Annotated in this window: 20 protein-coding genes; 14 read left to right on the forward strand and 6 right to left on the reverse strand. The window is 36.8% G+C overall.

The window, feature by feature from the left end; genetic code table 11:
* Window positions 1-242: 242 nt before the first annotated feature.
* The gene (locus ACFOY7_RS16850) at window positions 243-575 is read left to right on the forward strand and encodes a PilZ domain-containing protein (RefSeq protein WP_390253673.1); all 333 of its coding nucleotides are present in this window, start codon (window positions 243-245) and stop codon (window positions 573-575) included.
* A 500-nt stretch (window positions 576-1,075) separates the two neighbouring features.
* Window positions 1,076-1,765 (forward strand): hypothetical protein, encoded by a 690-nt coding sequence (locus ACFOY7_RS16855; protein WP_390253675.1) that lies wholly within the window; start codon window positions 1,076-1,078, stop codon window positions 1,763-1,765.
* 9 nt (window positions 1,766-1,774) lie between these two features.
* On the opposite strand, the gene ACFOY7_RS16860 is transcribed toward ACFOY7_RS16855, so the two are convergent.
* Window positions 1,775-2,218 carry a hypothetical protein gene (locus ACFOY7_RS16860; RefSeq protein WP_390253677.1) on the reverse strand — a complete coding sequence of 148 codons (444 nt, stop codon included), beginning with the start codon at window positions 2,216-2,218 and terminating at the stop codon, window positions 1,775-1,777.
* Window positions 2,219-2,448: 230 nt separating this feature from the next.
* On the opposite strand from ACFOY7_RS16860, the gene ACFOY7_RS16865 reads away from it, so the two are divergent.
* From ACFOY7_RS16865 to spoVAE, 4 genes are read left to right on the forward strand one after another with little or no spacing between them, the layout of a single operon-like run.
* A complete protein-coding gene (locus tag ACFOY7_RS16865; protein ID WP_390253679.1) occupies window positions 2,449-2,904 on the forward strand; it encodes a hypothetical protein in 456 nt (151 codons plus the stop codon).
* A 13-nt stretch (window positions 2,905-2,917) separates the two neighbouring features.
* Window positions 2,918-3,367: a stage V sporulation protein AC gene (gene spoVAC, locus ACFOY7_RS16870; RefSeq protein WP_390253681.1), complete on the forward strand. Its 450-nt coding sequence runs from the start codon at window positions 2,918-2,920 to the stop codon at window positions 3,365-3,367.
* 4 nt (window positions 3,368-3,371) lie between these two features.
* Window positions 3,372-4,379, forward strand: a complete 1,008-nt coding sequence (spoVAD, locus tag ACFOY7_RS16875) for a stage V sporulation protein AD (RefSeq protein WP_390253683.1) — start codon at window positions 3,372-3,374, stop codon at window positions 4,377-4,379.
* A gap of 18 nt (window positions 4,380-4,397) precedes the next feature.
* Window positions 4,398-4,748 (forward strand): stage V sporulation protein AE, encoded by a 351-nt coding sequence (spoVAE, locus tag ACFOY7_RS16880; protein ID WP_390253685.1) that lies wholly within the window; start codon window positions 4,398-4,400, stop codon window positions 4,746-4,748.
* 31 nt (window positions 4,749-4,779) lie between these two features.
* On the opposite strand, the gene ACFOY7_RS16885 is transcribed toward spoVAE, so the two are convergent.
* Together ACFOY7_RS16885 and ACFOY7_RS16890 are read right to left on the reverse strand one after the other, a co-directional pair.
* Window positions 4,780-5,757 carry a zinc-binding dehydrogenase gene (locus ACFOY7_RS16885; RefSeq protein WP_390253687.1) on the reverse strand — a complete coding sequence of 326 codons (978 nt, stop codon included), beginning with the start codon at window positions 5,755-5,757 and terminating at the stop codon, window positions 4,780-4,782.
* Window positions 5,754-6,230 (reverse strand): DUF6884 domain-containing protein, encoded by a 477-nt coding sequence (locus ACFOY7_RS16890; RefSeq protein WP_390253688.1) that lies wholly within the window; start codon window positions 6,228-6,230, stop codon window positions 5,754-5,756. The genes ACFOY7_RS16885 and ACFOY7_RS16890 overlap by 4 nt, the downstream gene beginning before the upstream one ends.
* Window positions 6,231-7,002: 772 nt before the next feature.
* Here ACFOY7_RS16890 and ilvB point away from each other — a divergent pair.
* From ilvB to ACFOY7_RS16930, 8 genes are all read left to right on the forward strand, one after another.
* Window positions 7,003-8,700, forward strand: coding sequence for a biosynthetic-type acetolactate synthase large subunit (gene ilvB, locus ACFOY7_RS16895; protein ID WP_390254146.1), 1,698 nt, complete (start codon window positions 7,003-7,005; stop codon window positions 8,698-8,700).
* Window positions 8,697-9,212, forward strand: coding sequence for an acetolactate synthase small subunit (ilvN, locus tag ACFOY7_RS16900; RefSeq protein ID WP_390253690.1), 516 nt, complete (start codon window positions 8,697-8,699; stop codon window positions 9,210-9,212). The genes ilvB and ilvN overlap by 4 nt, the downstream gene beginning before the upstream one ends.
* A gap of 88 nt (window positions 9,213-9,300) precedes the next feature.
* Window positions 9,301-10,332, forward strand: a complete 1,032-nt coding sequence (gene ilvC, locus ACFOY7_RS16905) for a ketol-acid reductoisomerase (RefSeq protein WP_390253692.1) — start codon at window positions 9,301-9,303, stop codon at window positions 10,330-10,332.
* Complete coding sequence (locus ACFOY7_RS16910; protein ID WP_390253694.1) at window positions 10,319-11,842, forward strand: 2-isopropylmalate synthase; 1,524 nt, start codon at window positions 10,319-10,321, stop codon at window positions 11,840-11,842. The genes ilvC and ACFOY7_RS16910 overlap by 14 nt, the downstream gene beginning before the upstream one ends.
* A gap of 30 nt (window positions 11,843-11,872) precedes the next feature.
* Window positions 11,873-12,943, forward strand: a complete 1,071-nt coding sequence (leuB, locus tag ACFOY7_RS16915) for a 3-isopropylmalate dehydrogenase (RefSeq protein ID WP_390253696.1) — start codon at window positions 11,873-11,875, stop codon at window positions 12,941-12,943.
* Window positions 12,944-13,039: 96 nt separating this feature from the next.
* Entirely contained in the window at window positions 13,040-14,458 is a 1,419-nt protein-coding gene (gene leuC / locus ACFOY7_RS16920) for a 3-isopropylmalate dehydratase large subunit (RefSeq protein WP_390253698.1), read from the forward strand.
* Between the two features lie 32 nt (window positions 14,459-14,490).
* Window positions 14,491-15,075 carry a 3-isopropylmalate dehydratase small subunit gene (gene leuD / locus ACFOY7_RS16925; protein WP_390253700.1) on the forward strand — a complete coding sequence of 195 codons (585 nt, stop codon included), beginning with the start codon at window positions 14,491-14,493 and terminating at the stop codon, window positions 15,073-15,075.
* A gap of 184 nt (window positions 15,076-15,259) precedes the next feature.
* Window positions 15,260-15,958 carry a TraR/DksA C4-type zinc finger protein gene (locus ACFOY7_RS16930; protein WP_390253702.1) on the forward strand — a complete coding sequence of 233 codons (699 nt, stop codon included), beginning with the start codon at window positions 15,260-15,262 and terminating at the stop codon, window positions 15,956-15,958.
* A gap of 54 nt (window positions 15,959-16,012) precedes the next feature.
* Here the strand turns inward: ACFOY7_RS16930 and ACFOY7_RS16935 are convergent, their stop codons facing one another.
* From ACFOY7_RS16935 to ACFOY7_RS16945, 3 genes are read right to left on the reverse strand one after another with little or no spacing between them, the layout of a single operon-like run.
* A complete protein-coding gene (locus tag ACFOY7_RS16935) occupies window positions 16,013-16,612 on the reverse strand; it encodes a DUF421 domain-containing protein (protein WP_390254148.1) in 600 nt (199 codons plus the stop codon).
* Window positions 16,613-16,632: 20 nt separating this feature from the next.
* Entirely contained in the window at window positions 16,633-17,661 is a 1,029-nt protein-coding gene (splB, locus tag ACFOY7_RS16940) for a spore photoproduct lyase (protein ID WP_390253704.1), read from the reverse strand.
* Window positions 17,654-17,911 (reverse strand): transcriptional regulator SplA domain-containing protein, encoded by a 258-nt coding sequence (locus tag ACFOY7_RS16945; RefSeq protein WP_390253706.1) that lies wholly within the window; start codon window positions 17,909-17,911, stop codon window positions 17,654-17,656. The genes splB and ACFOY7_RS16945 overlap by 8 nt, the downstream gene beginning before the upstream one ends.
* Window positions 17,912-17,952: the final 41 nt, after the last annotated feature.

The raw sequence follows: 17,952 nt of genomic DNA on the forward strand, positions 1-17,952 counted from the left end.
AACTCCTGTTATTCTCATATATTATCTACCCAATAAATTCATGGTTTAATCATTTTTATATATTTTGCAACGCAATGAGTGTTTTAGATTATCCCAGAAAATTCAAGGTTTGTAAATAGATGCAGAAAAGCAGACAAAAACTTACCATATTCCCTAATTTGTTGATGTTATTCGACAAAGAGAACTATTCCTATGATATTTCATCGTATTATTGTATTATTGTATAAAAAGGGTGAAATAAAGTGCATATTAAGAGAGAAGAAGCATTTCGTTATAAATTTAAACAGCCAATAATTGGCACAGCATCCCTGGATAATTCTCGTGAATTCAAAATGCAAATAATTAATGTTAGTCCAAAGGGTATGAAAATACAAACGAATAATCGCATTTCTAAGAATACTCCTATATATATTAAATATAATTTATTAGAGGAAAGTTTTCAAGTAAATGGTAAAATAGTTTGGAGTCTAGATACTGGAGGGTCAATTCAGCATGGAATTGTTCTGGAAAAGTCTGAAGATTATCATACTAGACTAATTTTAGCATTAAAGAAAGTATCCGGATTTGAAAAGTAGATATTCTGAGCTTAGTTCATAAAAAGAAAACCGAACTACTTCGAATGAAATAAAATTCGATCATCGTTCGGCTTTTATTTTGGGCTAAAACTAATTTTTCCCAGAATTAATTAACAGAATGCATTGAAAAATACGATATTTGAGTAGTTACTATACACGATCGAATATACTAAATCCTATCAGCGTTACAAGTAATACCATTGAAATGATACCAAACATCTTCCATTCACTCCTCATCCAATTCTTTTCTTTCTCTATTATACGTTAAAATCGTGTGAAAACAACCTTGAATTGGTTACTGCTTATTATAAGTTGTTGAGACATTACGGGTTTTGTAAATAAAATTAATTCAATCCATTGTAAATTGCTGTTGTAATTACTTCTTTTTTAAGAAATAATTACTATGCAGGAATATTTAATCACCGCATGATAATAGTGGACTATAGAAAAGGCTTATATTCTACCAATAATTTAAAAGTGTGATAGGGGGCGAAAGAATAATGAAAAAAATGAGAATAATTTTACTCTTCCTCATATTCACTATATTCACTGGATGTGCCGGTAATAATACAGAGAATCAGGTAATTCCAACAGACGATTCTGAATATATAGAGAATAATCAGTTGACAGAGAGCACGATGGAGATAAATCAGGAAGAAGAACCATTACCTGTAGACACAACCATTGATTTTTTTATAGATAACCAGTTAGTCACAATCGATACAGAAAATATACCAATCTTAAATACCTTTTTAAATACATTTAAAAATAGACAAGTTGGTATCAATACGATGTCGTTAGAAAAACTGCCAATAGAAGATCTATACCTGCTTTCTTTTAACTGTAATATGCTTAATTGTTCTTATATGTTAATTGATCACACAAAACCTAATAAAACCATTCTGCTTGATGATTTTGTTCAGTTCAAAGATATGGCGCTGTCTCCAACTGAGGAAGAATTGCTGATTTTATTGGAAAGAAGTCGCTCCGATTATGTGATTTTATTTAATCTGGTTGATTGGAATCAAGAGGATTTCAAACCATCACTGAATGACTATGGAGATATACGTTTGTCCAATCCGGTTTGGGATAATGAAAACCAGTTTACCTTTGACATTGTGTTACCAGAAGACGAAACCATGAAGCAAATAATTTTCAGAAAGGATGAGAAAGAAATATTTGAAGATTAAAGGAGAGCTCTACTCAAAATAGAGCTCTCCCTCTGACTTAATATCAATCCGTTCATTTTCAATAAAAAACTGTGTGTGTACATAAACTGTATGTGAACCTTTTTCCAGATTAGAAAAGCGTATAGCTTCTTGAGGATAATTGTATCCCGGGTTTAACACCATCGTCCGGTGACTGCCAGTAAAGACGGGATTATTCCTGTTTATTGTTACCGCAGTAAGTGGTGTTCTATGTTTTATTTCCACTCTTTCGTCTCCCGTATATTCTAATGAACGAAGCACTTTAAATCCATCATTTGTTGGTTCAATACGTATATGAATAATATAATCCTCATATTGTTCACTAATTTTCACAGTCTCTATTAAAGATGTTTTCATCGATTCTTTAACAAAAGCTGTTACTAACAGGCCAACACAAGTGATCAATATAATACTTAAGATTATTTTTTTCCACATTTGACACCCCTCCTCGACCCCTCTTCTTTATATGACGATTTAGAATAGTCAAAAGTTTCAAAATTTCTATATTTTTGTCAAAAATTCACTTTCTTTTTATAACGATAACCATTTTTTCTAACCATACCCTAAAATTAACATCGTATAATTTTTGTCATTTGTTTACATGATAACTTATAGAAAGCATTGCACTTGGTTCTTCATTTTCAACAAAGAAAGGAATATATCAGATGAATTATAAGTTGGTTTATTTCACCATAATTATCATTAGCTTAATTTTACTCGGTTGTAGTGAAGAGAACAAGCAATCAAAAGGACAAGCAATTGATCAGTCATTACATCTATCCACACAGGATAGTTCTTCACCATATAATCTCCCTAGTGCAGCGCAAGAAGTCTTAGAAGAACAGAAAAACCATCTTGTTAAATATAAAGCTGTACAAACAAAGAAAGACTTATTTATTGCTATCCAGGTAAAAAGTGTGAACCAGATAAACGAACAAAAAATTGCAAAAGATATCCAGAAAAAAATTAACAAAAAGATGGAAGATAAGAAGGTAAATGTGACGTCCGATCAGAAATTCCTTATTGAGTTAGAAAAATTACAATCAAATGAAAAAGCTGACCAGAAAGAAATAGAGAAGAAATTAAAAGATTGGAAAAAGCTAATAAAAGAGAAAACTTGAGGGAGTTATAAGAATGACTAAACAGCAAACAACCTATCAAAAGTATGAGAAAAAAATGGAACCAAAGCGTCCGGTTATGAAAAATTGCTTAAAAGCATTTATAATCGGTGGATTTATCTGTGTTATCGGCCAAATAATTTCATTCATCTATATGTATTTCTTCGATTTTACAGAACAAACTGTAGGTAACCCAACTGTTGCAACACTTATTTTTATTACAATGCTGCTTACCGGTTTTGGTGTTTATGATAAAATCGCACAATTTGCAGGTGCAGGAACAGCTGTACCTGTTACAGGATTCGGTAATGCTGTCATATCAGCAGCTATAGAGCACCGAACAGAGGGATTTGTTCTAGGTGTCGGTGGAAATATGTTTAAACTTGCTGGTTCTGTCATATTATTTGGCGTATTCTCTGCTTTTCTAATCGCCTTGATTAAAACGATTTTTTCATATTGGAGTTGATGTTATGTTACAAGGAAAAGCTACAATGTATTTTGATAATCCCCCGACTATTATATCGACTGGTACAGTTGGAGGACCTTTTGAGGAAAAAGGCCAAATTGCTGATGACTTCGATTCATTCTTTTCTGATCAATGGATGGAAGAGAAATCGTTCGAACAAGCTCATACACATTTAATTCAAGAAGCAAGTACAATTGCTATTAGAAAAGCCAACATTAAAGAGAACGACATCAACTTCTTTCTGCACGGTGATCTGATTAATCAAATTACACCATCTAATTTTGCTGCAAGAGAATTAAAAATACCATACTTAGGCCTATTTAGTGCGTGTGCAACTTCGATGGAAGGTTTGGCAATTTCCTCCCTGTTATTAAGTGAAGGCAATGCAAACTATGTGTTAACAGGTGCTGCAAGTCATAATTCTGCTGCCGAAAGGCAATTCCGCTACCCAAACGAATATGGCAGTCAAAAACCTGACACTTCACAATGGACTGTTACTGGTGCAGGTGTGGCACTATTAGCTAAAAATGGGGATGGTCCAAAAGTCACTTCTGCCACCATTGGTAAAGTAATTGATGAAGGGCTGTCAGACCCTTTCAATATGGGTGGAGCAATGGCCCCGGCTGCTTTTGATACAATTACCCAGCATTTTTTGGATCGTAATGTTGATGAAAATTATTATGACCTTATCGTCACTGGTGACTTAGCTAAGTACGGAAGGATGATTTGTCTTGACTTATTCGCAAAGCATCAGCAACCTATCAATGAAGTTAAATTTCAAGATTGCGGGTTAATGATGTATAAAGAAAATCAATCAGTATTCGCCGGTGCCAGTGGACCCGCATGCTCCGCTATTGTGACATATGGACACCTGCTTAAGAAACTAATGAAAAAAGAATATAAGCGAATTCTAGTTGTCGCTACTGGTGCATTACTTTCTCCGTTAACTGTCCAGCAGAAACAATCTATACCGTGTATTGCCCATGCTGTATCGATTGAAAATTTATCTTAAAATGGGAGGTGAATACAGATGGTATTTATTTGGGCATTCATCGTTGGAGGGTTAATTTGTGTAATTGGGCAATTGTTATTAGATGTTGCAAAACTAACGCCTGGCCATACACTAAGTATCCTTGTAGTAGCCGGTGCAATTTTGGATGGATTTGGGCTGTATGAGCCATTAATTGATTTTGCCGGCGCTGGAGCTACTGTCCCAATCACTAGCTTTGGTAATTCCTTGGTACATGGTGCATTAGAAGAAGCAGAAAAACATGGTTTGATTGGTGTAATTACAGGAATGTTCGAAGTAACAAGTTCGGGGATCTCATCAGCCATCATTTTCGGTATGATCGGTGCACTACTATTCAAACCAAAAGGATAACCCGCCATTTATAGAAAAATGGCGGTAATTTTTACATATTAATAACGATCTTCCCTAATTGATTTTGAGCTCCCAATAAATCAAATGCTTTGTCTATATCAGAAAAAGCAAATTGACGGTCAATTATTGGCTTAATACTCTGGTCTTCAGTAAATGCTAACAGTTCATGCAACTCTTCTCTGCTCCCCATCGTTGAGCCAATCAATTTATATTGGCCATAAAAGAATTTTCTTAAATCAAATGTCAATTGGTCATTCGTAGAAGATCCATATGTAACAATTCTTCCCCCTTTTCTTAATACTTCCAAAGATCGATTAAATGTTTTTCCACCAATACTTTCTATTACTAAATCAATTGTCTCATTAGCCAATTTTTCCTGCCAATTATCATTGGTAAGTATTCCTTTATCATAACCTAATTTCTCTGCATCTTTTAATTTCTCTCTTTCTCTAGATGTTGTGATAACTTTCGCACCTACAGCTTTCGCTAATAAAATGATAAAAGAGTTCACTCCACCACCAGCACCTGGTATAAATAATGTATCGGTTTTTTTCAATTGTCCTTGTGTAATTAAAGCTCGATAACCTGTTAATCCCGATAACGCAAAAACACCCGCCTCTTCCCATGAGAGGTGTTTGGGTTTTCTTTCAATGAAATCTTCCGAAATAACAATTCTCTCCGCAAATGTTCCATGAAAAGGTACACCAACTATCTCAAAATCTGCAGGCGGGGCCTCACTTTTATCATACCAATTCAGACCAGGATTAATAATTACTTCATCTCCTATATCGAAACGACTCACATTTGCCCCTGCTTCTACAATTACACCTGCTCCATCTGAACCAAGAATATAAGCTTCTTCATTACTGCCAACCCGATGTTTAATCATTAGGTCACGGTGATTAAGCCCTGCTGTTTTTAGTTGGACCTTTACCTCATCCGCTTTTATTTCAGGTTCTTCCACTTCTTTCATTTGATAGTTGCCATTATGCACCACAAATGCTTTCATCTTATCCCACCCTTTTCTGTATGTATTGGTTGACCGTAAAGAATACTTTTCTTTAAACGTCTTTGCATATCTCCAATCCCTCTTGTTCCTAATAAAGGATATTCAATAAGGTCAGCTTGATCAAATACTTCCTCCATGATTGGCTGATATTTTTTCCCTGTTAACACTATAATGTGTTTAAAATGGTCTAATTGTTTTTCTTTTAACTGACCTTTTAACCGATCTGTCGTTATAACCTCAGGATTGCTTTTGTGAAAAGTTAAATCATAGTTCTCAAAAATGAGATCATCCGGAAGCAAAAAGCCGTGTTTTGCAGATATCGTTACATTCTGCAGAAAAAACTTTTCTGCATAAGCAAGTGTTAATTGACGAAATATACCGGTATAAGCTTTCTCTGCTTTAACCGCCCCTGCGTTCGGATATTTATCCCAAATTTTTCTTTTTCCGCATGGGATAACACATAATTTTTGCAAAGTTTCACCTCTCCACGATAAAAATAGACAAACTTATTGTAACTAAAAATAATAAAGAAATGAAATATTAGACAAAATAATTAAAAAATTCACATAAATTAATCCAGTAGTAAAATTCAATAAAATTAGTGATGTAATCGCTTCCTAAGAAATGGACTTTTTTGAAATGTCAGAAAATTATTAAAAAACGGTTGACCAAACGTAAAAATGGTTGTATTATTGTCGTCAATCAGATATTTTCTTTTCATTTAAGTTTTACTTTTAACCTATGGACAGAATGAAATCTTTCGTATAGTATAAGCTATAGCGACAATTATTTATAATCGAAAAACGAAGACGGGAACAAAGGAATAAGATCATGTAATGATAGAGAGCCGAGGATGCTGGAAACTTGGCATTACACCTTAGTCCGACTACTCATCCCTGAGTGCTATACTGAACAGTTCTCTTAGTAAGTTTAGCCAGGTGGTAAACACCTGTTACCAAAAATGAAGCTAAATGCTCTCTTTCATTTAGCTTCACAAGGCAATATTTGTAAAAATATTGTGAATCAGGGTGGTACCGTGAAAAGAAAGGCCTTTTCTCCCTTGTTGATAGCTCCTAACTTTTGTGAGCAATGAACAAGTTAGAAATGGCCTTTTTTCATACGATAAATCAGCTTTAGTGAAAGATGGAATCACAATCAACGAATCCATTATTAAAATTTCGATAAATTTTATTTATAGGAGGGATTAAAGTGGAAAGAACACAAAAGCAAGCAGAAGAAACAGCAATGGAAAAAGAACCAAAAACAGGTGCTGACTTGCTAGTCGAATCGTTGGTTAACGAAGGTGTGGAAACATTATTTGGTTATCCAGGTGGTGCTGCCTTGCCTATCTTCGATGCACTATATAAAGCACAAGAATCATTCACCCAAATTCTTGCACGCCATGAACAAGGTTCCATTCATGCAGCGGAAGGTTATGCAAGAGTTTCAGGTAAACCCGGTGTTGTTATTGCAACTTCCGGACCTGGTGCAACAAACTTAGTTACTGGAATTGCTGATGCAATGATTGACTCACTTCCATTAATTGTGATAACAGGTCAAGTAGCACAAGGAATTATTGGAACGGATGCTTTTCAAGAAGTTGATGTAATGGGTGTTACCACACCTATTACGAAACACAATTATCAAGTTCGTGATGTAAAAGACTTACCTAGAATCGTAAAAGAAGCTTTCCATATTGCAACAACCGGACGTCCTGGCCCAGTCTTAATTGACATGCCAAAAGATATCTCAGCTGAAGTTATTGAAGAAACTTTCCAGGCCGAAGTGGAACTAGACCTGCCTGGATACCAGCCAACTACAAAGCCAAACCCGTTACAAATTAAAAAATTGGCTGAAGCAATTGGTAAAGCAAAAAAGCCTATTATTTTAACAGGCGCAGGGATCTTATTTGCTAAAGCTTCTGAAGAAATCAAAGAATTTGCAGAGAAGTATTCCTTACCAGTTACCTCAACATTACTAGGCTTAGGGGCATTCCCTGGCGAACATCCGTTATTCTTGGGAATGGCAGGTATGCATGGAACATATGCAGCGAATACCGCGTTATACGAGTGTGACCTGCTTATTAATATTGGTGCAAGATTTGATGACAGGTTAACAGGGAACCTAGCTTCCTTTGCACCGAATGCAGCAGTCGCACACGTTGATATCGACCCTGCAGAAATCGGCAAAAATGTTCCAACATCTATACCGATTGTTGCTGATGCCAAAGAAGCTTTGAAGAAACTATTACAAAGTGATATAACACAACCCGAGCATGACGACTGGTTAGTAAGAATTCATGAAAATATGAAAGAATACCCTTTATGGTTTAACACGCCAGATTCTGAAATGATTGGTCAATGGGTAATTCAAAAAATCCACGAAAAAACGGAAGGAAAAGCAATTGTAACAACAGATGTTGGGCAGCATCAAATGTGGTCAGCCCAATTCTATAAATTTAATACACCTGATCGTTGGGTATCTTCCGGCGGACTGGGAACCATGGGATTCGGCTTCCCGGCAGCTATTGGAGCACAGCTTGCAAAACCAAATGAAACGGTCGTTTCCATCGTTGGTGACGGCGGATTCCAAATGACGTTACAAGAGTTGTCTATTTTACAAGAACGCGGCCTGCCTGTAAAAGTGATTATTGTTAACAACCAAGCATTAGGTATGGTTAGACAATGGCAAGAAGCATTCTACTCTGAGCGTTATTCACAATCAATCTTCAGCATCCAGCCAGATTTTGTTAAATTGGCTGAATCTTACGGTATTAAAGGATTAAGGATAGATACACAAGATGAGTTTATCAAAGCACTACCAGATATTTTCGACTATGAAGGTCCAGTGGTTGTTGATGCTCGTGTTATCCAGCAAGAAAATGTATACCCAATGATCGCTCCAGGAAAAGGACTAAACGAAATGATTGGGGTGAAACCATGAAACGAATTATAACTGCAACTGTTAGAAATCGTAGTGGTGTATTAAATCGCGTAACAAGTTTGCTACAACGCCGACAATTTAATATTGAAAGTATTTCTGTCGGGAGAACCGAAACAGATGGTATGTCAAAAATGACATTCGTTGTAGATGTTGAAGATTATCAAAAATTAGAACAAGTAACAAAACAATTAAATAAACAAATCGATGTAATTAAAGTTTCAGATATTTCTGAAAAAGCCATTGTTGCCCGAGAATTGGCATTAATCAAAATTGTGAGCAATAGCCAACTGCGTGCAGAAATTCAAGGCATAATCGATCCATTCCGTGCATCGATCATTGATGTAAGTAAAGACAGTGTGTCGATCCAAGTAACTGGTAAGCCAGAGAAAATTGAAGCACTGATCGAATTATTAAAACCATATGGTATTAAAGAGTTAGCCAGAACTGGTGTAACTGCACTAGTACGCGGACAACAACCAGTGAGCGTTGACAGCAGCTCTATTTTAGGATAATCCAATCCATATATATTAGGAAAGCTTCATGTAAGCTTTCCTACTACTATAAAATAAAAATAATAATTATTGAGAGGATGTAATTTACATGACAAAAGTACTTTATAACAACAATATTAACGAAGAGGTATTACAATCTAAAAAAATCGCAATTATTGGATATGGTTCTCAAGGTCATGCCCACGCTTTAAACCTTAAAGAAAGTGGATTTGATGTAGTAGTTGGCCTTCGTCAAGGACGTTCATGGGATAAAGCGGTAGAAGATGGTGTAGAAGTAAAAACAGTTGCAGAAGCTTCTAAAGAAGCTGATGTTATTATGATCCTTCTTCCCGATGAGTATCAGCCAGCAATTTATAAAGAAGCAATTGAACCAAATCTAGAAGCTGGAAATTCTTTAGTATTCGCTCATGGCTTTAACATTCATTTTAACCAAATCGTTCCACCTGCAGATGTTGATGTATTCTTAGTAGCACCTAAAGGGCCTGGCCATCTTGTACGCAGAACATACCAAGAAGGCGCTGGTGTTCCTGGTCTTTACGGTATTTTCCAAGATGCTACTGGTAAAGCAAAAGATATCGCCCTAGCATATGCAAAAGGAATTGGTGCTGGTCGTGCTGGTATCCTTGAAACTACATTCCAGGAAGAAACAGAAACAGACCTGTTCGGTGAGCAAGCTGTTCTTTGCGGTGGTGCATCTGCACTTGTTAAAGCAGGCTTTGAAACTTTAGTAGAAGCTGGATACCAACCAGAAGTGGCGTACTTCGAATGTCTTCATGAATTAAAGTTAATCGTAGATTTAATGTATGAAGGTGGACTTGAAAACATGCGCCATTCTATCTCAGATACTGCTGAGTGGGGAGATTTCATGTCAGGGCCACGTGTTGTAGATGAAAGCACAAAAGCTCGTATGAAAGATGTCCTAACAGATATTCAAACAGGTAAATTTGCACAAGGGTGGATTTTAGAGAACCAAGCAAATCGTCCACGTTACACTGCAATCAAACGTGCAGAAAGTCAACATCAAATTGAAAAGGTAGGGAAAGAGCTTCGTGAATTAATGCCATTTGTAAAGCAAAAGGCAATTAATAAGAAGGAAGTGGTCTCTAATGACTCAAATTAAGATTTTTGATACCACACTGAGAGATGGTGAGCAATCACCTGGTGTGAATCTGAATCAATTGGAAAAATTAGAACTCGCGAAACAACTAGAACGCTTTGGGGTTGATGTTATGGAAGCAGGGTTCCCTGCTTCCTCCCAAGGTGATTTCGATGCAGTAAAAAAAATTGCGGAAACTGTGAAAAACGTCCAGGTTGCAGGACTTGCACGTGCAGTAAAATCTGACATTGATGCCTGTCGTGACGCACTTAAAAATGCAACTAATCCAAGATTACATGTCTTTATTGCAACCTCCCCTATTCATATGGAATATAAATTGAAGAAATCACCAGAGGAAGTCATTGAAACAGCGGTTGAAATGGTTAAATACGGGAAACAGTTTTTTGATAATATAGAGTGGTCGGCAGAAGATGCTTCAAGGTCTGATTTAAACTTTTTAGCACGCATCATTGAAAAGGTAATTGATGCAGGAGCAACAGTAATTAACTTGCCAGATACAGTTGGATACACAATGCCACGTGAATATGGTGCAATGTTCCGTTACATTAAAGAAAATGTTCCAAATATCGACAAAGTTGATTTATCATGTCACTGCCACGATGACCTTGGAATGGCTTTAGCTAATTCTTTTGCTGCAGTAGAGAATGGTGCCACTCAAGTCGAAGGAACAATCAATGGTATTGGAGAACGGGCTGGTAATGCTTCACTAGAAGAACTCAGTGTTGCTTTAAATATTCGAAATGATTACTATCCATATCATTCCAACGTAGTTCTTAAAGAGATAAAACGCACAAGCGATATGGTTAGCAAATTTACGGGAATGACAGTACCAGGTAATAAAGCAGTAGTTGGACGTAATGCTTTTGCACATGAATCAGGTATTCACCAAGATGGAGTACTAAAAAATGCGCAAACATATGAAATCATTACACCAGAATTAGTCGGCGTTCAATCGAACAATCTAGTATTAGGCAAACACTCAGGAAGACATGCGTTTACTGATAAGATAAAACAACTGGGCTTTACACTTACTGACGATAAAGTGAAAGAGGCATTCAAGGCATTTAAATCTCTAACTGACCGAAAAAAAGAAGTTACTGATGATGATTTATTTGCCATTCTAACAGATATCCAAACAGACACATCTAATGTGAAACGATATACGTTAGAAGACTTTAAAGTTCAATATGGTTCATCAGATAAACCTAGTGCTACGGTTAATTTAAAAACACCAAATGATCAACTTGTTGAAGATACAGGAACCGGCCAAGGCAGTGTTGAGGCACTTTATAATACACTTGATCTAATTATTCACGAAGAAACACACTTAACAGATTTCCAGTTAAATTCTATTGGTAAAGGTAGAGATGCCTTAGCAGAAGTTCATGTAAGTTTAACAGTAGATGGTGTCTCTGTCAGTGGACGTGGCTCTGCGCAAGATGTTCTGGAAGCTGCCGTTCAAGCATATTTAAATGGCGTTAATCGTGCAATTTATCGTCAGAAAACAGAATAAACTGTTTGAAAAGTCTAGGAGGTTTAATAATTGAGCTATAAAATCGTCCTGCTTCCTGGAGATGGAATTGGTGCAGAAGTTATTTATGCAGCCAAAGACGTCCTTGAAGCAATTAGTAAAAAATTTAACAAACCGTTCGAGTTTTCCTCCTTTGATATTGGAGGAATTGCCATTGACAATCATGGTACTCCCCTTCCAAATGAAACAGTAGAAGCATGTAAAAATGCAGATGCAGTTTTACTCGGAGCTGTAGGTGGTCCTAAATGGGATAACAATCCATCTGATTTACGTCCTGAACGAGGATTACTAGGTATTCGTAAAGCTTTGGATCTCTATGCTAACTTACGTCCTGTCAAAGGGTTTGAGAAATTATTACATGCCTCCCCTCTTCGTCAGGATATCATTCAAGGAAGTGATTTACTGATTGTCCGCGAGCTTACTGGCGGTCTCTATTTCGGAGAACCTAGTGAGAGACGTGAAAACGGAAATGCTGTAGTTGATACACTGTTATATACCCGAAAAGAGATTGAGCGAATCATTGATAAAGCTTTCCAAAGTGCAGAGTTACGCAATAAACACCTTACTTCAGTTGATAAAGCAAATGTCTTAGAATCTAGTAAACTATGGCGGGAAATAGTTGAAGAAAAAAAAGCACAATATCCTGATGTTGCTGTTGACCATGTGTTGGTTGATGCTGCAGCAATGAAGCTAATTACCAATCCAACAGATTTCGATGTCATTGTTACTGAAAACATGTTTGGTGATATTTTAAGTGATGAAGCTTCTGTACTAACAGGATCACTTGGTATGCTGCCATCAGCTAGCTTAGCTGAAGATGGTGTTGGTCTGTATGAGCCAGCTCATGGGTCTGCGCCAGATATCGCTGGTAAAGGTATTGCCAATCCAATTGCCATGATATTATCTGCTGCGATGATGCTTCGCTACTCATTCAATATGAATGATGAAGCACAAACAATTGAAGATGCGGTAGAAGCTGTGTTAAATCAAGGTTACCATACTGCAGATTTAAAAAGTGATGATGGCAAGTTAGTTAAAACCAAAGAAATGACAGAACTTGTTGTAAAAGCAATTATAAATTAATTTATTCATAAATCTCGGCATTCGCCTCGTCTACTAGCGGGTGCCGATGTTTTTTCAAAATTACCATTAAAAATTTGATGTAAGGAGTGAAAACAGATGAGAAAACCTAAAACAATAATTCAGAAGATTTGGGAAAAACATATTGTTCATCATGAAGAAGGGAAACCAGATCTTTTATATATTGATTTGCATTTGGTTCATGAGGTTACTTCACCACAAGCGTTTGAAGGATTGAGAATGAATAACAGAAAAGTACGTCGACCTGATCGTACATTCGCAACAATGGATCACAATGTTCCAACAATTCACCGTAATGTAATCAAAGATGTAGTATCAAAAACACAAATGGAAACTTTGAAAACAAATTGTGAGGAATTCGGAGTACCTTTGGCAGATATTCACCACCCTGATCAAGGGATTGTACACGTCATTGGTCCTGAATTAGGGCTTACACAACCAGGGAAAACAATTGTATGTGGTGACAGTCATACATCCACACACGGTGCATTTGGTGCTTTAGCTTTTGGTATTGGTACAAGTGAAGTAGAACACGTTTTAGCTACCCAAACAATTTGGCAAGCAAAACCTAAAACACTAAATGTGAAGGTGAATGGCAAATTAGGAAAAGGCGTTACTGCAAAAGATTTGATTCTAGCAATCATCGGTAAATTTGGTGTTAAATTTGGAACCGGGTATGTCATTGAGTATACTGGAGAGGCTGTTCGCAGCCTTTCTATGGAAGGCCGTATGACTGTTTGTAACATGTCTATCGAAGCAGGTGCTCGTGCAGGTTTAATTAGTCCGGATGATACAACAGTAGAATTCCTGCGCGGTCGTCGTCATGTACCTGATGGGGAAGCATTTGATCAGCTAGCGGAGGAATGGAAGGCTCTTGCAACAGATGAAGGTGCAGTATATGATGAGACAGTTGAAATTAATGCGGAAGAAATTGAACCACAAGTAACTTGGGGAACAAACCCTGGTATGTGTATACCTGTTAGCGCCAACGTACCTACAGTAGAAGATGGCAAAAATGATAATGAAAAGGAAGAAATCCAGCGTGCATTAGAGTACATGGGACTTAAAGGCGGAGAACCAATTTCTTCTGTTCCTGTTGAGCATGTATTTATCGGTTCATGTACAAACTCTCGTCTAGCAGATTTAAGAAAAGCTTCAGAAATTGTAAAGGGTCATAAAGTAAATCCAAATGTCCGTGCAATTGTTGTCCCTGGTTCACATAGTGTGAAAGCCCAAGCAGAAGCAGAAGGAATTGACGTTATCTTTAAAGAAGCAGGATTTGAATGGCGTGAAGCTGGATGCAGCATGTGTCTTGCAATGAATGATGATGTTGTTCCAGAAGGTGAGCGTTGTGCATCTACTTCTAACCGTAATTTTGAAGGACGCCAAGGCACAGGTGCACGTACTCACTTAGTAAGTCCAGAAATGGCCGCAGCAGCAGCAATCAAAGGTCACTTCTCCGATGTACGTCATTTAGATGTTCCTGCATCGATCTAAATAATAATTATAAAACAAGGGGGTAACGGATAATGGAACCAATTAGAAAACATAAAGGTCTAGTCTATCCTTTAAACCGTGCAAATGTTGATACAGACCAGATTATTCCTAAACAGTTTTTAAAGCGTATTTCACGTCAAGGGTTCGGTCAATTTGTTTTTTACAACTGGCGCTTTGATTCAAAAGGTGAATTACGAGAAGATTTTTCCCTAAATCAACCGAAATATGATGGTACTTCTATTTTGGTCGCAGGAGAAAATTTTGGTTGCGGTTCTTCCCGCGAACACGCGCCATGGGCATTGCAGGATTATGGATTCCGTGTTATTATCGCGCCAAGTTATGCAGATATTTTTTACAACAACTGCACGAAAAACGGTATCTTACCTGTTATTTTGACAGATGATGAAGTACAAACTTTAATCAAAAATGCAGAAGCTGAAAAGTATCATATAACTGTTGATTTGGAAGCTAAAAAAGTATATGATAATCAAGGCTTTGAAGCATCCTTTGATCTAGATGATTATAAACGCGAAATGTTATTAAACGGTTGGGACGATATTGCGGTAACCTTGACACATGCAGATAAAATTGATCAATTTGAAGCATTACGTGATTAATATTAATGAAAGCTGATTCTCATTTTTGGGAGTCAGCTTTTTTCGTTACGGCTGCCACGACTTATCGCTCTTCCTCTAATCTATTCTCCCCTGCTCTTCCTGAAATTATGTCATCCTTACCAAAATCCTCTTTAGTGAGATAAAACTCATTAGGTTATACTAAGCAAGGCAGGAGGTGAGACTTATGCTAACAGAACAGCAACTGCAGGAATGCAAAAAAGAATTATTAGAACGTAAGCAAGAGGTTGCCGAACATCTAGAAGACCATTTTGGTTTACACCTTGAATTAATAAAAGAATCTATGTCTGAATTATCCAATTATGACAACCACCCAGCTGATCATGGTACTGAGCTGTTTGAACGAGAGAAAGATATTGCTTTAAATGAGCATATTGAGAGAGAATGGAAAGATATTAATGAATCGTTACAGGCGATTGACCATGGAACTTACGGTATATGTGAGGAATGTGGCGCTGAAATTCCTGCTGAACGTCTATTAGCAATGCCGACAACAAGGAAATGTATAGAGCATGCTGATAACTATGTGGAAAAAACCAGACCTGAAGAGGAACATGTTATTCCCTCAAATCTTAATGACGACCTTAACGAGGAAGAAGCGACACTTTTTGATGCAGAAGATGCCTGGCAACGCGTTGAGCAATTCGGTTCTTCTGATGGCCCTTCCGACTTTTATAATACAGAAAAAAGCTATGATGACATGTATTTCAATTCCGAAGAATTAGTTGGCAGTGTTGAAGAATTAGAGGGTTTCCTGCTCTCAGATATGCATGGAAAATTTATTGGTGTAAATGAAAATCATGAACGATATGAAGATTATTTAGATGAAAATGATGTGGCATCTATCTTATATACAGAAAGATAAATAAAAAGATGGCAACTGGAAATATATCCAGTTGCTTGTTTTCTGTCCCCTGTATTATTCTAAATGCTTCTCTGGCGGGTTTTTATGTCCTTTTTGAGCAACCTCTGTAAAAATATTCTGTTGTTTTTGACTATTCGGTTTACTTACACTTTTTTGTAATTGTTCAAGCTGGTTTAACAATTGATTCAAATCCCTTTTAGTAATAGGCTGTGCTTCATCTTTAAGCAGAAATCCTAGTTGACCATTAGGTTCTATTGTCGCCCACTCGACATCACTAATTTTCTGAACACTATTTTGTCTTAATAACATTTCCAGCAGATCTACCGATATTCGGTATTTCTTTAAGTTCTTCTCATTTAGCACACCATTTTCAATTAAGGTAATCGATTTGCCTGTAATAAACTTTTCGAAGGTATCTGATCTAATTTGGGTATATTCTATAAAAATTAAAGTAATAATCAAAACAGCACTTACTCCAAATGTTACCCAGATACTTTTCCCTGCCACTGGTTGAATCAATAAGGAACCGATCGCAATCATTAAGACAGTTTGGGCAAGAGTCATCTGGGAAATCGACTTTCTGCCTGCAATTCTTAGTAAGAGGGTTCCAATAACAATGATTAGAATAGCCTTCCAAATCCAATCTAATTCCAATTCACTCATCCTTCCACATCCTAAGTAAAATACTCTAATGCAGCATTCGGAAAGAATTCCTTCATGTATTTAAACAACTCTGATTTTATCTCCTGTTCTTCTTCTTTTTTATAAATATATTTCCCAATTCCATACCTGCCCCATTTGTATCTCCGCTTTGACTCATCAAGTTCTAATTTGGTCATAGGGTAGTTTTTTTCAATCACTCGCTTTGCAGGCTTCGTAAATCGGTGTTGAATGAATTCGAATGTAATGTCTTGCTTAGCATCCTCCGGCAATTCATCATGAAGACGTTCAAACATATGATAATACCCCTCTTGCCAATTTTCATGTAAGTATATTGGTGCAACAATAAACCCTAGTGGATAACCAGCACGTGCGACCTTCCCTGCTGCTTCAATTCTTTGGGCTAATCGGGAGGTTCCTGGTTCAAAATACTTAATCACATAATCGGCATTAATACTAAATCGAAAACGGGTTTTTCCATTATGCTTCGCATCCAGGAGGTGATCAACATGATGGAATTTCGTTACAAAACGGAGCTTTCCATATTCAGATTGACCAAAAAATTCGATTGCATCTTTTAATGTATGCGTTAAATGATCAATTCCAACAATATCAGATGTACATGATGCTTCAAATCTTGTAAATTCAGGTGCTCTTTCTTCCATATAATTCTTTGCAGCATCGAAGATCTCCTCAACATTCACATATGTTCGAATATATGGCTTACTCCCCATTGTGGTTTGTAAATAACAATAATGACAATGACCCATACATCCTGTTGCAAAAGGAATAGCATATTCTGCTGAAGGTTTTGATGTATCAAACTTCAGTGTCTTTCTTATCCCTACAACTAAAGTAGATTTAGCATTACGATATTTCTGAAAATCATTATCTCCAGGTAAGTTTCTTACTTGGTTATGGGACGTCGTATAACGTATTTCCATATCCATATTTTTAAATTTCTTCATCAGTTTTTCACCTAATGGGTAGTCCAGAGCTTTAGGTTCAAAGTAGACAAGTTGAGGTGTAAATGGTTTAATCATCGTAAATTTCTCCATCAAAGTAATGGTGATATGCCGCCTCTGCGGATTGTTCATTCGGATATACTGCAAGTTCACTGGATAATGGATAATAGGTTTCATATAAAAATAACGCCAGACCGTCAGGGTTTTCGGGATCTCTAACAACAGCTGCCTCTTGAATATTGGCTACATCTTGTGTATGTGGATTGCGATAAAAAACATACACAACATCACCAGCTTTATAATGATTGTAATCAGTTGGCTCTAACATTTCACTACCTCCCCTATTTTTACTATTTTTAGGTTGTCAAT

Origin of the sequence: Gracilibacillus xinjiangensis, from assembly GCF_042651765.1 — a bacterium.
Taxonomy (GTDB): domain Bacteria; phylum Bacillota; class Bacilli; order Bacillales; family Amphibacillaceae; genus Gracilibacillus; species Gracilibacillus xinjiangensis.

Excerpts from the sequence above, each read along its gene's own strand:
- ACFOY7_RS16855 (WP_390253675.1), top strand. The coding sequence starts at position 1,076 with ATGAAAAAAATGAGAATAATTTTACTCTTCCTCATATTCACTATATTC.
- ACFOY7_RS16860 (WP_390253677.1), bottom strand. The coding sequence starts at position 2,218 with ATGTGGAAAAAAATAATCTTAAGTATTATATTGATCACTTGTGTTGGC.
- ACFOY7_RS16865 (WP_390253679.1), top strand. The coding sequence starts at position 2,449 with ATGAATTATAAGTTGGTTTATTTCACCATAATTATCATTAGCTTAATT.
- spoVAC (WP_390253681.1), top strand. The coding sequence starts at position 2,918 with ATGACTAAACAGCAAACAACCTATCAAAAGTATGAGAAAAAAATGGAA.
- spoVAD (WP_390253683.1), top strand. The coding sequence starts at position 3,372 with ATGTTACAAGGAAAAGCTACAATGTATTTTGATAATCCCCCGACTATT.
- spoVAE (WP_390253685.1), top strand. The coding sequence starts at position 4,398 with ATGGTATTTATTTGGGCATTCATCGTTGGAGGGTTAATTTGTGTAATT.
- ACFOY7_RS16885 (WP_390253687.1), bottom strand. The coding sequence starts at position 5,757 with ATGAAAGCATTTGTGGTGCATAATGGCAACTATCAAATGAAAGAAGTG.
- ilvB (WP_390254146.1), top strand. The coding sequence starts at position 7,003 with ATGGAAAAAGAACCAAAAACAGGTGCTGACTTGCTAGTCGAATCGTTG.
- ilvN (WP_390253690.1), top strand. The coding sequence starts at position 8,697 with ATGAAACGAATTATAACTGCAACTGTTAGAAATCGTAGTGGTGTATTA.
- ilvC (WP_390253692.1), top strand. The coding sequence starts at position 9,301 with ATGACAAAAGTACTTTATAACAACAATATTAACGAAGAGGTATTACAA.
- ACFOY7_RS16910 (WP_390253694.1), top strand. The coding sequence starts at position 10,319 with ATGACTCAAATTAAGATTTTTGATACCACACTGAGAGATGGTGAGCAA.
- leuC (WP_390253698.1), top strand. The coding sequence starts at position 13,040 with ATGAGAAAACCTAAAACAATAATTCAGAAGATTTGGGAAAAACATATT.
- leuD (WP_390253700.1), top strand. The coding sequence starts at position 14,491 with ATGGAACCAATTAGAAAACATAAAGGTCTAGTCTATCCTTTAAACCGT.
- ACFOY7_RS16930 (WP_390253702.1), top strand. The coding sequence starts at position 15,260 with ATGCTAACAGAACAGCAACTGCAGGAATGCAAAAAAGAATTATTAGAA.
- splB (WP_390253704.1), bottom strand. The coding sequence starts at position 17,661 with ATGATTAAACCATTTACACCTCAACTTGTCTACTTTGAACCTAAAGCT.
- ACFOY7_RS16945 (WP_390253706.1), bottom strand. The coding sequence starts at position 17,911 with ATGTTAGAGCCAACTGATTACAATCATTATAAAGCTGGTGATGTTGTG.